Origin of the sequence: Erwinia persicina NBRC 102418, assembly GCF_001571305.1 — a bacterium.
Taxonomy (GTDB): Bacteria; Pseudomonadota; Gammaproteobacteria; order Enterobacterales; family Enterobacteriaceae; genus Erwinia; species Erwinia persicina.
The window spans coordinates 1-14354 of record NZ_BCTN01000010.1; the positions used below are offsets into that span (position 1 = coordinate 1).

The 14354-nt window shown below is 56.7% G+C and carries 10 protein-coding genes; 2 read left to right on the forward strand and 8 right to left on the reverse strand.

Annotated features, from left to right (window positions below; all coding sequences use genetic code 11):
* Positions 1 to 112 precede the first annotated feature (112 nt).
* Entirely contained in the window at positions 113 to 349 is a 237-nt protein-coding gene (locus tag EPE01S_RS12280; protein WP_072277449.1) for a DUF1435 domain-containing protein, read from the reverse strand.
* A gap of 296 nt (positions 350 to 645) precedes the next feature.
* Between EPE01S_RS12280 and EPE01S_RS12285 the strand changes: the two genes are divergently transcribed.
* Together EPE01S_RS12285 and EPE01S_RS12290 are read left to right on the forward strand one after the other, a co-directional pair.
* Positions 646 to 1743, forward strand: coding sequence for a GGDEF domain-containing protein (locus tag EPE01S_RS12285; protein ID WP_062745396.1), 1098 nt, complete (start codon positions 646 to 648; stop codon positions 1741 to 1743).
* Between the two features lie 224 nt (positions 1744 to 1967).
* Positions 1968 to 2447 carry a YbaK/EbsC family protein gene (locus EPE01S_RS12290; protein WP_062745398.1) on the forward strand — a complete coding sequence of 160 codons (480 nt, stop codon included), beginning with the start codon at positions 1968 to 1970 and terminating at the stop codon, positions 2445 to 2447.
* Between the two features lie 17 nt (positions 2448 to 2464).
* Here EPE01S_RS12290 and EPE01S_RS12295 read toward each other — a convergent pair whose 3' ends face one another.
* The 7 genes from EPE01S_RS12295 to EPE01S_RS12325 form a co-directional block, all read right to left on the reverse strand.
* Entirely contained in the window at positions 2465 to 3670 is a 1206-nt protein-coding gene (locus EPE01S_RS12295; RefSeq protein WP_062745400.1) for an MFS transporter, read from the reverse strand.
* Between the two features lie 168 nt (positions 3671 to 3838).
* Positions 3839 to 4276, reverse strand: coding sequence for a VOC family protein (locus EPE01S_RS12300; protein WP_062745403.1), 438 nt, complete (start codon positions 4274 to 4276; stop codon positions 3839 to 3841).
* 247 nt (positions 4277 to 4523) lie between these two features.
* On the reverse strand, positions 4524 to 5120 hold the full coding sequence (locus EPE01S_RS12305) for a hypothetical protein (protein ID WP_062745405.1): 597 nt from the start codon (positions 5118 to 5120) through the stop codon (positions 4524 to 4526).
* Positions 5117 to 5446: a hypothetical protein gene (locus EPE01S_RS12310; protein ID WP_198427162.1), complete on the reverse strand. Its 330-nt coding sequence runs from the start codon at positions 5444 to 5446 to the stop codon at positions 5117 to 5119. Before EPE01S_RS12310 ends, EPE01S_RS12305 begins: the two co-directional genes overlap by 4 nt.
* On the reverse strand, positions 5430 to 5996 hold the full coding sequence (locus EPE01S_RS12315) for a hypothetical protein (protein ID WP_137269105.1): 567 nt from the start codon (positions 5994 to 5996) through the stop codon (positions 5430 to 5432). Before EPE01S_RS12315 ends, EPE01S_RS12310 begins: the two co-directional genes overlap by 17 nt.
* A 17-nt stretch (positions 5997 to 6013) precedes the next feature.
* Positions 6014 to 6376, reverse strand: coding sequence for a DUF596 domain-containing protein (locus EPE01S_RS12320; protein ID WP_062745411.1), 363 nt, complete (start codon positions 6374 to 6376; stop codon positions 6014 to 6016).
* A complete protein-coding gene (locus EPE01S_RS12325) occupies positions 6373 to 14349 on the reverse strand; it encodes a two-partner secretion domain-containing protein (protein WP_062745413.1) in 7977 nt (2658 codons plus the stop codon). The genes EPE01S_RS12320 and EPE01S_RS12325 overlap by 4 nt, the downstream gene beginning before the upstream one ends.
* Between the last annotated feature and the right edge of the window lie 5 nt (positions 14350 to 14354).

The window sequence follows — 14354 nt, forward strand, 5'->3', positions numbered from 1 at the left end:
ATGTTGAATACGTTGCATCCCCTGGTATTCCCCTCTTTCTGACCTCAGCATTATCCCAGCACACTCTCTTTCGATAATAAACCTCCCTGTTTTACTGCCCGATCTCGCTGAACTACATCCCGGAATAATTCACCGACAGTGCGACCAGTCCAGCGGCCAGTGCAATACAGGAGGGCAGCAGCATATAGTGGCGCAGACGCTTATGATACAGCATCACCACGGTTGCCAGGAAAGCCACCACCATCAGCACCCGCCACTCACTGAATGACAACTCCATTAGCGCCACCAGCGGCATCATCGCACAAGGCACCAGCACGCCCCAGCCGCTATCCAGTTTTTTGCCTGTCATCCCGCTTCCCCCCTATAAGCCGCACGCGGACACGACGCCCGTCAGCCTTGCAGTGTCCACACAATCGCAAATGGTAATGATTACCAATATCATATGATAGTTTTTATCACTTTGCAGCATATTGTTGTTGAAACTTTATCCCGCCAGATGACAGCTTCGCGTTTAAGTGGTAGATTGGCAGCGATCAATATTCAGAAAAATCTAATAATAACGGCTCTAAACTATTCCAATTACGAAATATCAGCGATTTAATAAGGTCGTGTTTAGGTATTTCAGGGCAGTCACGAGTAATCATAATGAAATTACAAAGCTACGATGAATTGCTTAACAGCAAGCATCGGCTATCGTTGATGCTATTTCTTTTTTTAAACACAGCGACTGCCGTATTTTCCATGCTCAATGTTAATCGTCTTTCCGCCCCGATGGTGACCCTACCTACGGCGACCATTATAATATTGAGCATCATGTTACTCATCTGGATGGTTTTAAAACCGCTGGGGACATTTCCACTATTAAATAGTGCGGCCCTGATCACCGGCGTACTTTGGGCCTGGCAAATTGGGCTGAAGTATCAGCAAAATTTTTATTTTGAAAACAGCTTCCTGCTGATCTCACTGGTGAGTGTGTTTTTTATCAGTGCCATCGCGCTGGGCGATCACCTGCTCGCGTTCTGTCTGCACACGGCCCCTGCCTCCGCAACAGTGCTGATACTGGACCATGGCCAGAATACCTTTGTGCTGCTGTTTACCATTATCCTGCCGCTGTTCGGTTTTACCCTGCATCACCTGATGCTGCGGCGGCGTGATAACTTTACCCGGCGTCTGGTGAGCCAGCTCTACGAAGAGAAAGAGACCTACAGCGACCTGAGTATGCTGGATCCGCTAACCGGGTTGTATAACCGGCGCGGGCTGAAAAACCGGCTGGAGAATATTCTGGATAACCATGCGGGCAGCCATTTTGTCCTGCTGCTGGATATTGATAACTTCAAAGCTTATAACGATAACTATGGTCATGCGATGGGGGATCAGGCACTGGCACGCGTCTCGGTCGCCATCCGCGATGCGGTACGCTCACGTGATATTGTGACGCGCTACGGTGGGGAAGAATTTCTGGTATTACTGACCAACGTAAATGAATCTATTGCCCTGAAACTGGCCGAGCGCATCCGTCAATATGTACTGGACCTGGAAATCCCTCACCGCTTCAACGATCGGGTTGCCACCCATGTGACCATTAGTGCCGGTATTGCCCCGCTGATGGGCGAAGATTTTGACAATGCACTGGCAAATGCCGATCGGGCGTTATATCTGGCTAAAAACCAGGGGCGTAATACTATTCTCTCCCATCATGACCTGGTAAAAAAACACTTAAGCCAGGCTGCCGATGCGTTATAAAAAATGAAGGCGGCCTTATTTAAGGCCCATTCATTTTAAAAGCTTAACCTTTTCTTTAATACAAATCCCCGTCCAGCCCGCTAAAAATAAGATATTGCTGCGAATTAAGTTTTTAAATGATTAACGATGGTGTTTGTTTCTTACCGGGCAAGAGCCATTTTTTTGACGTTTACAGATCGTGGACAATATGGCAATTTTATCTCTTCATCACGCAGGAGATAAGCATGAGTCTGGAGTCAGTACGGCAGTTTTTTGCAGATCGCGCACCCGAAATTGACATCATTGAACTGTCAGAAAGCACCGCCACCGTCGCCCTTGCTGCCGCCGCTCATCAGGTTGAGCCGGGGCAGATTGCCAAGACCCTGTCGTTAAAAGTGAAGGATCGTGTGGTTCTGATTGTCACGCGAGGTGACGCACGGCTGGATAACCGCAAACTGAAAGAGGCGCTCGGGGCAAAAGCCAGAATGCTGAATACCGATGAAGTGGTGAGCTGGACCGGTCATCCGGTGGGCGGCGTCTGCCCCTTTGGTCTGGAAAACCCGCTGACCGTCTACTGCGACGTGTCGCTCAGGGACTATCAGGAAGTGCTGCCGGCTGCCGGGGCCATTCACAGCGCGGTCCGCATTGCCCCTGAATATATGGCGCAGCTGACCGGGGCGCAGTGGATCGATGTCTGCCAGCCCCCCCTCCAGCAGGCAGGCTGACACGACGCCGGGGTGCGTTACGACTGACCCGAAATAATCGCCCCCCGCGTTTCCCGGCCAAAGGCGACAATCACACAAATCAACACCGCCACAGTACCGGCCACTATCGCCATCGCCAGCGCGTAATTGTTGCCGTTGGCAATGGCGATTTTTGACTGCAGCGTGGCGTTGACCGACGCCACCAGATTTCCTAACTGATAGACAAACCCCGGCAGAACCGCGCGCGCCCCGGCAGGCACCAGCTCCGTCAGCCAGCCCGGCACCACCCCCCATGCGCCCTGCACCATAAACTGCATCAGAAACGCGCCTGCACCCACCGCCCAGGATCCGCTGGAAAAAGCCCACAGCGGCAGCACCGGCAGCGCCAGGAAAGCTGCGATGATTATCGCCTTCTTACGGCCTGTTTTTTCCGACAGCGCCCCAAACAGAATGCCGCCAAGGATCGCCGCAATGTTGTAGAAAATGGCAATAATGCTGATGGTATGAGGTGCAAACCCCTGCTGCACTTTCAGATAGGTCGGGTAGAGATCCTGCGTACCGTGGCTGAAGAAGTTAAAGCAGGCCATCAGCAGCACCAGATAGACGCAGAGCTTCCAGTGGCTTTTCAGCACCGGCAGCAGCGCCACCGTCTCTTTGCGCTCGCGCGCTGCCAGCCACACCGGCGACTCGGGGACTTTAAAATAGATAAACGGCAGCAGTAACACCGGCAGCGCACCAATCAGGAACATCCCGCGCCAGCCTACCAGGCTGTAAAACAGACCAAACACCACGGAGGCCAGCAGATAGCCAAAAGGATAACCCGCCTGAAATACGCCTGACATCAGCCCCCGCGAGCGGTCAGGGATGGTTTCCATCGCCAGGGAAGAGGCGACTCCCCAGACGCCGCCCATCGCCACCCCGTAAATCACGCGGAAGGCCAGGAACCACAGTAGCGAGGGAGACCAGGCGGAGAGCAGCTCAAAAATCGTAAAGGCGATAATGTTGGCCATCAGCACAGGCCGGCGACCGAATTTTTCTGCCAGCCGGCCAAACAGCAGCGCGCCCAGTGGTCGCACCGCCAGCGTCAGCATAATCGCCAGTGATACATCGGTGATGCTGACGTGAAAATTATCCGCGATATCACTGAGCACGAAGACCAGGATAAAAAAGTCAAACGCATCCAGCGTCCAGCTGCCGAAACAGGCGAAAGCGACATTGCGCTGAGTCGAAGTCCAGTTAAGCATAGAGAGGGTCCTGTCTTAGAGGCTCACAAGAATGTTAATAACTTGTTTATATCATGTAAGACAGAAGTGGATTCTGGCGGTTTTGTCAGGCTTATCACCAGACTGTAAAAGGGGATGTCATTGTGTTACCAGACTAATAATTAGCCTGGTAATCAGCATTATCAGACGTTACAGATCACGGGCAATCATCGCCTGCAACCCCACCTGCTGGCCGTAAGAGAGTTCCAGCGTGTTGCCATCGGGATCGGCAAAGAAAGCCCAGTAGCCCACGGGCTCAGGGAACTGAACCGGCGCTTTGCGCAGCACGCCCTCTTTTTCTGCCAGCGCGACTTTACGGTCAATCTCTTCGCGGGTGGCGCAGGCAACGCCAAGGTGGCCGAACGGCCCGAGGGGCGTATCCCTTCTGACCGCAGTCTGCACCAGCACCAGCGCAAACGGTCGGGTCAGGTCAGAAAGCCAGGCCACTTTTTCGGCCTCCGGCACCCCCGGCTCGCGCTGGTGCACCACCTGCATCCCGGCATAGCGCTGATAGAAATCGATACTTTTTTGTAAGTCCTGCACTTCAAACGCTACGTGGGTGAACCCCACATCCACTGCACTACTCATCGCCCGCTCCTTGATTTATCGTCAGAGCCGTTATCATGGCGCGTTTGCGGCAAGGCAGGTGATCGTCAGTGCGGGCGGCGGGTATCAGGGCACAGATTGTGCTATTCGTGTTCAGTACGTGACCCGTGGCACCATCGTCTGCCAGCCGCCATCCTGCGGCAGGTATTTATTGCCGTAAGACACACAGGCAATGGGTTTCAGACCCCACCGCTGCTTTGCAGCTCTGATGGCGTGAGGGTCTCAGGGCTCATCGCAGGTCAACAGGGGGAGACGGAGGCACCAGCCTGTCCGGCATCTTTTTCCAGTTAGCATCTTCATGGCCATATTGCCCGCCCCAGGTGACATCACTGATGCGTTCCAGCTGCCACTGTCCCGCAGCATTCTGCTTCAGCTCGTACGGCAAACCGCGGCACTGGCGCAGACGTACGTCAACCTGCAACCCGAACTGATAGTCGTGCCCCTTCTTCGGTACAAAGCTCATGGTACTGCTGCACTGGTTGTTGCCGCCGTCATAGGCCAGACCGATGATGGTTTTCTGACCTGCCACCACCGGGGTTTCGTAATAGTCGCTCCAGGACGATTTGACCTGATCGCTGGCCACCGGCATCCCGCGATCCTGAATATGGGTCAGGACAAACTCACTGCTGCGCACCAGCCCTCCCGTCCTCTGGCCGTTGACTTCCTGCTCAATGGAGGCCTGCTCAGTGCCGCCGACAATACGCACCGAGGCGGTATTCTCACCCGCGGCAGGCGGGGTGAAAAAGGTATTATGCGGAAACTGGCTACAACCGCTGATGGAGGCCAGCAGCAGGGACAGGGACAGCGCTGTTTGACGATACCTCAATGTGCCTCCCTGTTGGTATCAGGCAGGATCAGAGCCAGTAGCTCAGTTGCCAGCGACCTGGCTTCCTGTTGATAATTTTCACGCCAGCTTGCCAATCCATGGACGGGACGCCCCTGCTCATCCCACTCCGCCAGCGCCAGGCCATTGACGATCTCCAGTTCAAACCACAGGCTCTGCCAGGCGTCGGTATCCGCTACCAGGGCGCGGTCCTGCCACAACAACTCGGTATACGCGACAAAACGGGCCCAACTGAAGAGGTCTTCACTGGCCCGCATACCCGACACGGCCAGCCACTGACGCGCGTCAGGCTTACTCTTCGGTGACAAGCCGCACCATTTTCTGCCAGCCGCCATCCTGCGGCAGATATTTATTGCCGTAAGTGACGTTGGCAATGGGTTTCAATACCCATTGTCCGCCCGCGTCTTTGACCAGTTCATTCGGCCAGGCACGGCAGCGATACATTTTCAGATCGACCGCCTGACTCAACTGATAATAATGTCCTTTCTCCGGGACAAAGCTAACGATATTCATGCAGCGGTTCTTACCGCGATTGTAACTGTGATACACCGTGGTTTTTCGGCCCGCATAAACCGGCGTTTCAAAATAATCACTGGTGTAGGTCGCTTCCTTACCGCTCACCCTGGGCATGCCCTGATCCTGCGTATTACGCAACACCAGACTGCTTTCACGGATGAGCCCCCCGCGCAGTTTACCGTTGTCCATTTGATACAGCGCATTACTCTCCGTGCTGCCCATAATGCGCAGCATGGCGACTTCCGCACCCGCTGGAGGCGGAGTAAAGAACTCCTGCTGTGGCAGCAGGCTACAGCCGCTGAGCAGAAACGCAGCCAGCGGCAAGATACGTTGATAAGGCATCGTCTCACTCCGCAGTATCATGTCCAGACTTCCTGCCCCTCAGGGGTGATCCACACCAGCCCCGCCGGCGCTTTCGCCAGGAACCAGAAGCCGGTTTCATCCAAATCGTCTAACTCATCGTAAGAGTCCGCCTGTGGCCAGGCATCTTTCAGGCACTGAAGCTGTTCCTCAACCGTACCCGTCAGGTAGACGCCATTACAGGCCAGGCGAACCTGACCAGCCGTCATCAGCTGTTGCAACAGTTCAAAGAAAAGTGCTTTTCTCAGGGCGCTGTTATCAGCCATGCCACGACATTCGACCTCAAGATGCTGCCAGACAGCGCCGAGCGACAGACCCCGGGCGCTGGCGATCACCGCCTGATAAATGCTCTCTCTGTTCACTGGAATTTCATCTCCACTTTTTTCCCTTTATTAATGGACGGCGTAATTACGTCAATGGTCCATTTAGCCCCGGTCTGCTCGGTGGAATTCGAGAAATCTCTCAGCGTCATGGTACTCCCGGCATTGGCACCACTGGTCACTTTAACGGAGTAAAGCGTTCCTTTACCGGGGATGGCTTTTGCCGCCGGCAGCACTTCCGCGCCTGAAATCTGCTGGAAGTAGGTCTTCACATCAGCCTCAGAGGCCCCTTTAAATACCGGCGCACCGATACTGGTCGTTGGATCAGCCATTAACGTTTTCCCGTTTATCGACAGTGAGAAGTCTTTCGGTGGCAGAGAGGCGTCATTATACATTGCTGCCAGATCATTGATCTTCTTTTGCGCCTGCTGCTGGAACACCATTCCCGTCGTTTTGCTACTCAGATCGGTTGCCGTTGTATTGTTATCGGCAATGCGCTTCAGGGCCGCCGCTTCTTCCATTATATTGGCGTTAGTGGATGTTTTTGGCGATACGGCAGGCGTTTTTACACTCCCCGGCATATACACGCTGGCGAGTGATACCGTAATAGCGTGCAGCTGCATCACCGTATCGTAGCGTTCCGCAATTTCATCCCAGCTTTTACCCGAATCCCTGGCGATAGCCGTAATCGCTCTGTCACGCGTGACGCTTCCGGCATCGACGCCTGACATAATGGCACTGGCATTAGCCGCATCCTGAGGATACAGCTCGCTGTACAGCATACGTACGCTGACGCTTTCCCCGTAGGTATCCAGCGCCTGTTGTGCCTTGCTTACCAGCGCAGTACACGCCGCACCACCTTTATTTCCGTTAGTACAAACGTCTTTGATTGCCTGATCGCGGGCTTTATCAACCGTGCGGGTCGCATTCAGCTCACTGGACTCCGCAGCGGTTAACGTCCCCAACCGCTCTTTACGCTCCAGTACCGCTTTGCGTTCCGCTTCGCCGGCACTGAGGTAATTATGCTCAATCGCATTATTACCGTTCGCGTACCCTTCTGCGGCACCTACGCTATCGCCACTACCGATGGCACCGGCAATGCTGGACGCGATCAACGCCAGGTTTTTAATCGTGCCCTTCTGCTGATCGTTAAGATCGCTGGTGGCCACTTCCGGATAGAGCGCGTTATGAATCGTGCGGATCGCCAGTTCACCGCCTCCAGCGCCCAGCGCACCGGCCGCCACATTTTGTCCGCTCATTTCTGCCACCACACCACCGAGGATTGCATGGGCAAAGGCATTGGTGGCGATCTCTTCTGCCGTTGGATTTTTCGGATCCGAAAGGGTCAGATCTTTAATGACACCGGCCATATAAGGAGCAGACGCCTGGGCCAGCGCTTTACTGGCATCCCCACCCGCCAGCGCAGTAATGGCGGTCACGGCGGCATCTGCGGCCATCTTGATTTTGCCGTCGTCCTTGTAGTCGGCCATCATATCTTTGTAGGTGTCGCTACCCCGCACCCGATCCCAGTAAGCCTCGCGATCTTTGATAGTGGCATCCGCACCCGGCGCTTCACCCGCTTCTTTAATTCCGGCTTCCAGCGCCCAGTATTCGCGCTCGGCGATCGCCGCACTGACGGTCTGGCTGGCAACCTGACCAATCAACTGCACTTTCTGCAGGCGCTTCTGCTCTTTTGCCTTATCAAAGATCGGGCTAAGCGTCTGATTGGCATGCTCAACATCGCGGCTCAGGGTGGCGACATCCTGCTGCTGCGCCTCCGGATTCCGCACAATCAGCGTGCCGTCAGATACCGCCGAGTAAGTTGTGCTCTCGCCGCTGCCGCTGGAACGGGATGCCGACATCGAATTCGGCGCCAGGTTATCGCCAAGCTGCTCCGTGACAGTACGTTTCACCGGTTGCTGGTCAGCCGGGAGCGATTCATCTGTTTTATCTTTGGTGGAGAAGGAGCTCGACATCCCCAGGCTGACGCCCGAAGCCGAATAATCGGCCTGGTTTTGAATATCGCTGAAACCAAGCGTGCCGGTATCCAGGCGATTCTTCGCCGCATCGGCGGTGCTGCCAATCACCGCCCCGTTAAGCTGGGTGTGATTGCCGACCGTCACGTCATAGCCGCCGTCCCCCGCGAAGATGCCGCTCTGTTCCTGCACGCTTTCGTAATTACTGGTTAACTTATTGTTGGTGATCGACAGACTGCCGCTGGCCGTCATCGTGCCAAAGGTGAAGCTCAGGCCGCCGCTGATATTCTGATCTTTCGACTTGTAGTTATTGCTGTCCTGCTCGCTGGTGATGGTCAGATCGCGCCCGACATCCGCCACGATGCGATCGGCGCTGACCTGCGCCCCGGTCAGGGTAGTATCGCGGCCGCTGAGCAGCGTGATTTTGTTACCCGCATCCAGCGTGGTTTCGTTATGGGTCAGACCGTCGCCGTTTTCGCTACCTTTTCCTTTGTTTCCATTAGCAAAAATACTGAGCCCGGCACCACCGGACCCCACGCCAAGGCTGGCACCAATCGCCCCCCCACCGCTGCTCTTGTCGCCGCTGGAGACCTGGCTGTTTTCTGCCGACAGCAGGTTGATATCGCGCGCAGCGGATAACAGCATCTCATTCCCCGCCTGCAGCTGGCTGCCCTGCACCAGAATATCGCCATCCTGAGCCGGACTGTCGCTGCCGGTCGCGAAGATATTCAGATTTTTTGCCGCCTGAATCGCGCTGCCTGCCGATGTCACCTGGTCGCTCTGGCTTTCACTCTGCGCTTTTTGCATGCCCAGAGACAGGCTGATGCCGACAAAACTGGTGTTAGTCGGATCCTGAACCGCGCCGCGTACAGCCTGGGCCGCCTGATAACCGTCCAGGCCCGCTTTGACCAGCTGCAAACGTGCCACGCGGTCATCCTGCTTATCGGTTTCCATCTCGGAAATCGTTTTCGCCGTATTCAGTGCGGTACCCACCGCGCCGGACAGGGCCAGCGTCAGTCCGCTGGAACTCGATTCTGTCGTGGAATGCTTGCTGGCGCGATTCTCTGCCGAACTGATTTCCACGTTTTTGCCAACCAGGTTGATATCATTCCCGGCGATCACTTCTGAACCTTTAACCTGCAGATCGTTACCGGCCATCAGCGTGGTATCACCACTGACCGATCCCAGCTGACTGCCCTGCGACGTCAGTCCGGTGGTTTCATCGGTGGATTTATTCATCATGGAGCCGGCAGTGAAGCCAATGCCACCGGTGCTCAACAGGCCTGACTTGGTTTTCTTCGTCATTGCCCAGCCGTCGCGGCTCTCCTGAGCCGTGCCCACCGTCAGATTGTTACCTGCTTTCATCGTCAGTGAATCATCTGCGGCAACATTACTGCCGCTGACGCCCAGGTCATGCCCGGCCGACAGCGTAATGTTGTCCCCACCCAGACTGCTGGCAGCGGCGTTCTGCTGGTTAAACCCGGCGCGAGTAGTGGTGGTATTGCTCGACAGGAAGCCTGATCCCTTAACCTTCGACGCCATATCCAGCGACGACTGCTCATCTGCCGTACCGATGCTGATGTCGTTACCGGCGCTCAGGTTAAGCGCGTTGCCCGCATTCAGCCTGGCGGCCGCTGTGGTAATATTATTGGCCGCCTGCATCAGCACATTGCCCGCGCCGGTGATCTCACTGCCCTGTGCGGTGGTGGTACTCTGGCTCAGGTGATTGTCTTTATTCCAGACGATGTTGTCACTGCTGCCAGAATTCACCGCCGTCAGATTAATATCGCGCCCGGCGACCACGGTGGTCTGGCTGTTTTCCCCGGCGTTGACCACTTTCGCTCCCTGCAGATTGACGTCGCGTGCCGCCTGCAGCGCCAGTTTGCCGTCATCCTGCTGCACGTACATGCCAGCCACGCGCGACACCGTGTCGCGACTAAAGCGGTTGCTGCCGTTGGTGCTTTCCGTATGGGTGGTCTGCGATACGAGGTTAAGATCGCGTCCCGCGCTGGCTACCAGCGAATTCTGCGCCTGGATCAGCCCGCCGTTATTGGTCAGATCCGTGTTGGCCAGCAGCTGCACGCTGCCGCCACTGATAATACCGCCGACGTTGGTGATCGTATCCCCGCTGATACTCAACAGCTGGCTGGCATTGACCCGTCCGGTATTGAGCATGTTACCGCTGACGCCGATGGCAATGTTGCGTCCGGCAAGCAGTGCGCCGCTGCCGTCCATGTCGCCCTGTTTAACCTGCGCATAGACCTGCGGCACCAGCACGCTCTGACGGCTGCCATCGGCCAGCGTGACGTCGCGCGCCACCAGCCACACCATATCGCTGGTCACGTTGGCCATCTGACTGGCGGTCAGCGCCACGCCCGGTACCAGACCAAAGGCTTTACCGAAGGCCACGCCAGACTCCATCAGCGCCTTGTACTGCTCTTCATCACTCTGATAGCCCGCCAGATAGCGATCGCCGGTCAGTTCCACCAGCTGCTCGCGCACCAGGCGCTGTTCATAGAAGCCGTCGCCCAGGCGTTTCTGGGTGATATCCGGATCGGACTGTAACTGCGACAGCATAAAGTCGGAACTGAGCCAGGTTTTCTGGTTGGTATAGCGCGGATCGGTCTCGATCAGGTAGCTGCTGGAGGCGGAGGGTAGCTGACTGAACAGGCTGTTTTCCGGCAGCGTGGTGTCCGGTACCTGCGAACGGATGACCGTCGCATCCGTTTGGCCCGCAATTTCAATACGCTGGCCACCCGGCAGGGAAGCCAGATCGCCGCCGTTCAGCAGGCCCAGGCTGTAGCCATCTAACGTCGGGGCACTGCTCTGTACCTGGGTATTGCCTTTGACAACGCCCGGTGACAGAGAAATAGACTGGATTTCATCCGGCGGCGTATAAGGTGAAGCATCGCGTTTCTGTTTATCATGCCCTTTCTTGTGGATGCGATCCCATTCGATCACCTGTCCCACTTTCTGCACCAGTAATGTGCCAGCCACTTCCACGTTTTTCAGGTTGGCATTGCTGATCAGCAGATCGCCCCCGGCGATAATACGGCTCTTATCGTTCAGGGTACTGTCGGCATTGATCCCCAGGCTGCCGCCCGCAATGATCTGGGCAGGATCGGATTCGGTGACCTGTTCCTGCCAGGTATTCTGCGTATAGGCATACTGATAGTAGTGATCCTGTTTGCACACGACACCGTTAATGCAGATGTGCTGCACTTCATTGTGCGAGAAGGTAATGTCGTAGTCGTTGGTGCCGTAATGGACGCCGTTGTTCAGCGACGGCACCATATATTCTTCTTTCTGCTCCTCCGAGATGTGTACCATCTGGGTGGCAAAATGGTCATTGATGTTGTTCAGCGTGCCGGTATTGATCAGCATATTACCGGCGGATTCAATGGTGGCGCTGTGGTTGTTGAGGGTGGTAGCACGCCCTGCGGCGGCATCATTCTCATCCAGCTGACCGCCAATCGACATCTCACCACCGCTGTAGATCAGGCTGTGGGCCGTGTTGTTCAGTGTGCCGACGCCCAGATCCAGACGCTGACGGGCGGCGATTGTCGCCGCACTTTCGCCTTCGGTCAGGTTATTCAGTTCCCCGGCCTGAATCGCCAGGTGATCGCCGTAAATGCGGCCGGTGCCGATATTATTCACCGTCCCCGCCTTCAGCACGGTTTCGACACCATCAATAATGCCCCGGTTGGTCAGGCTGCCGGCCATATTCAGATCGGTGCTCTGTCCGCTGATGTCACCGCTCTGCTGATTATTCAGGTTGGCCGCCGTCACTGCTAACTGCTGGCCCGCGCCCAGCTGACCGGCATTATCCAGCGAGCCCTGCACACTGAGGTCGAGGTTGCCATTGGCCAGCGTACTGCCGGTATGGGTGAAGTCGCCGTTAACGCCCAGCTGCATATCGCCCAGAGACAGCAGTTGCCCGCTGCCGTTCACCGACTGGAGGCTGGCATCGAGGTTTTTCCCGGCAATGATTTTGCCGCCCTCGTTATTCAGCGCGCCCGCCGTCAGCGTTGCGTTCTCCACGGCGGCAATACCGCCATTCTGGTTGTTCAGCGCCAGGCCGCCCGTTTCCAGCGTCAACTGCTGGCCGACCACCGTTCCGCCGACGTTATTGAGGCCTGCGCTACGTACCTGTACATTCCCTGCGGACTCCAGCCGTCCACCGTTATTGTCGAGCTGGGCACCATTCAGCGAGAGATCGCCACTCAGCGCGGAGATCATGCCGCGATCGTTATTGATCGCTCCCGGTGTCGTCACCGTCACCGCCGAACCCGCGCTGCGGCTGCCGCTCAGATCAATGTCTGCGGCCTGTACGTCGAGCTTGCCCGCCGCCAGATTCTGCCCGTGGCTGGCCAGTTTACCGCTGCTGGTCAGCGTCAGATCGCCGCTTTGTCTCACGCTACCGTCAGCGTTAATACCGCCGCCAAAGACCGAATTTATTCCGCTGCTTATCTCTCCGGCGCGGGCGTGCGTATCGCGACCGGCAGCAATCAGCCCGTCATTACTCAGCTGCCCGCTGACGCTGGCGCTCACATCACGTCCGGCATAAACCGAGCCCCCGCTGTTGGTTAACTGGCCGCTGGTCAGCGTCAGATCGCCCCGGGTGGCAGAGATTGCGCCGCGATCGTTGTTCAGCACGCCCCCGGCTGTCACCGCCACCTCCGCCCCGCTGCTCTGGCTGTCGCTGAGATCAATATCTGTCCCCGTCACCGCCAGTTTGCCTGCCGCCAGGTTCTGTCCATGGCTGGCCAGTTTTCCGCTGCTGGCGAGGGTCAGATCGCCGCTTTCCCCCAGGCTGCCCGCGTTCTTCACCCCGGCACCAAACACGCCTTTTTTGCTGCTGTCGATCTCGCCTGCGCCGACGCTGGTGTGCCGCGCCGCCACAATCATACCCGCATTGTTCAACTGACCGCTGACGGTGGCCTTCATGTCGCGCTGGGCATACAGCGTACCGCTGTTACTCAACCCGCTGCCGCTGACCTGAATATCATCGCTGGCATTCACGGTGCCGCTGTTTTCAATATGTCCGTCAGCGCTGATAGTGACGCTGCCGGCCTGGGCACCGAGGGTCCCGGCGTTACGCACGCCGACACCGCGCTCCGTACCGATCAGTCGGATCTTTCCGGCGTACATGCCACCCAGTTCGGACACATCCAGTGCCACCACCGGCTTCACCGCGTTATCATCGGTTGTCCCGGCATTTTTGCTGACGCTCTCCCCGTCGGCGCTGACACGGTTTTTGCCGGTCGTCACCTTCAGGTCTTTCGCCCAGACACCGCTGTTCACTTTGACCGTTTGCGCTATCAGGTCGGTGTAATCCTGGCGACTGCTGTCCAGACCGGCCCCCTTGACCACAATCTCGCCGCCATTGACCTGATAACCGGCAATCTGACCGTTCTGCATAATCGCTTTACCGGTGGTCATCGTCGCGCGGTTGGCATTGATAAAACCGCAGCCTTCACAGGTGATCCCGGCAGGGTTAGCAATCACCACCTGGGCTTTTTTACCGGCCACTTCGATATAGCCATTCAGCTTGCTGGGGTCACGTGAGTTCACCTCATTCAGAATGACTTTTGCCTCGCCGCGCGCCAGGTAAGGGTTACCCGATACCCAGCCTCCCTGCTGCGACTGCACGTTTCGGTGGGAGTTGTTCAGCACCACGCCTTTTTTATCCACATCGAACTGGCTGTAGGTGTTACGCGACACGCCGCCCGCGCTCGGGGCCTGAATATTGACCTGCGGCGTCCCGTTGGCCGTCTTGCCGACCATCGGCTGCTGGCCGGCAGGCGCCTTACCGTCTGCGGCGATCCCTGCCGCCTGCGCCTGGGGCAGCAGCGCTACCATGCCCAGCACGCCCAGAGTGAAGAACGCCAGCGGTGACAACTGCCCAATCAGCTGACTGAGCGTATGCCCTTCGCCGCTGGCCGCCGGACCCTTGCCGTGACCACGACCGTTTTCAGCCACCACCATCAACAGGCCGCGTGCCTTGTTGAAAATTACGCGATAAAGATTCTTATTCACCGGGG

What these genes read in the sequence shown, in the direction of transcription:
- EPE01S_RS12290 (WP_062745398.1), top strand. Translation starts at nt 1,968, where the DNA reads ATGAGTCTGGAGTCAGTACGGCAGTTTTTTGCAGATCGCGCACCCGAA.
- EPE01S_RS12280 (WP_072277449.1), bottom strand. Translation starts at nt 349, where the DNA reads ATGACAGGCAAAAAACTGGATAGCGGCTGGGGCGTGCTGGTGCCTTGT.
- EPE01S_RS12315 (WP_137269105.1), bottom strand. Translation starts at nt 5,996, where the DNA reads ATGCCTTATCAACGTATCTTGCCGCTGGCTGCGTTTCTGCTCAGCGGC.
- EPE01S_RS12295 (WP_062745400.1), bottom strand. Translation starts at nt 3,670, where the DNA reads ATGCTTAACTGGACTTCGACTCAGCGCAATGTCGCTTTCGCCTGTTTC.
- EPE01S_RS12285 (WP_062745396.1), top strand. Translation starts at nt 646, where the DNA reads ATGAAATTACAAAGCTACGATGAATTGCTTAACAGCAAGCATCGGCTA.
- EPE01S_RS12300 (WP_062745403.1), bottom strand. Translation starts at nt 4,276, where the DNA reads ATGAGTAGTGCAGTGGATGTGGGGTTCACCCACGTAGCGTTTGAAGTG.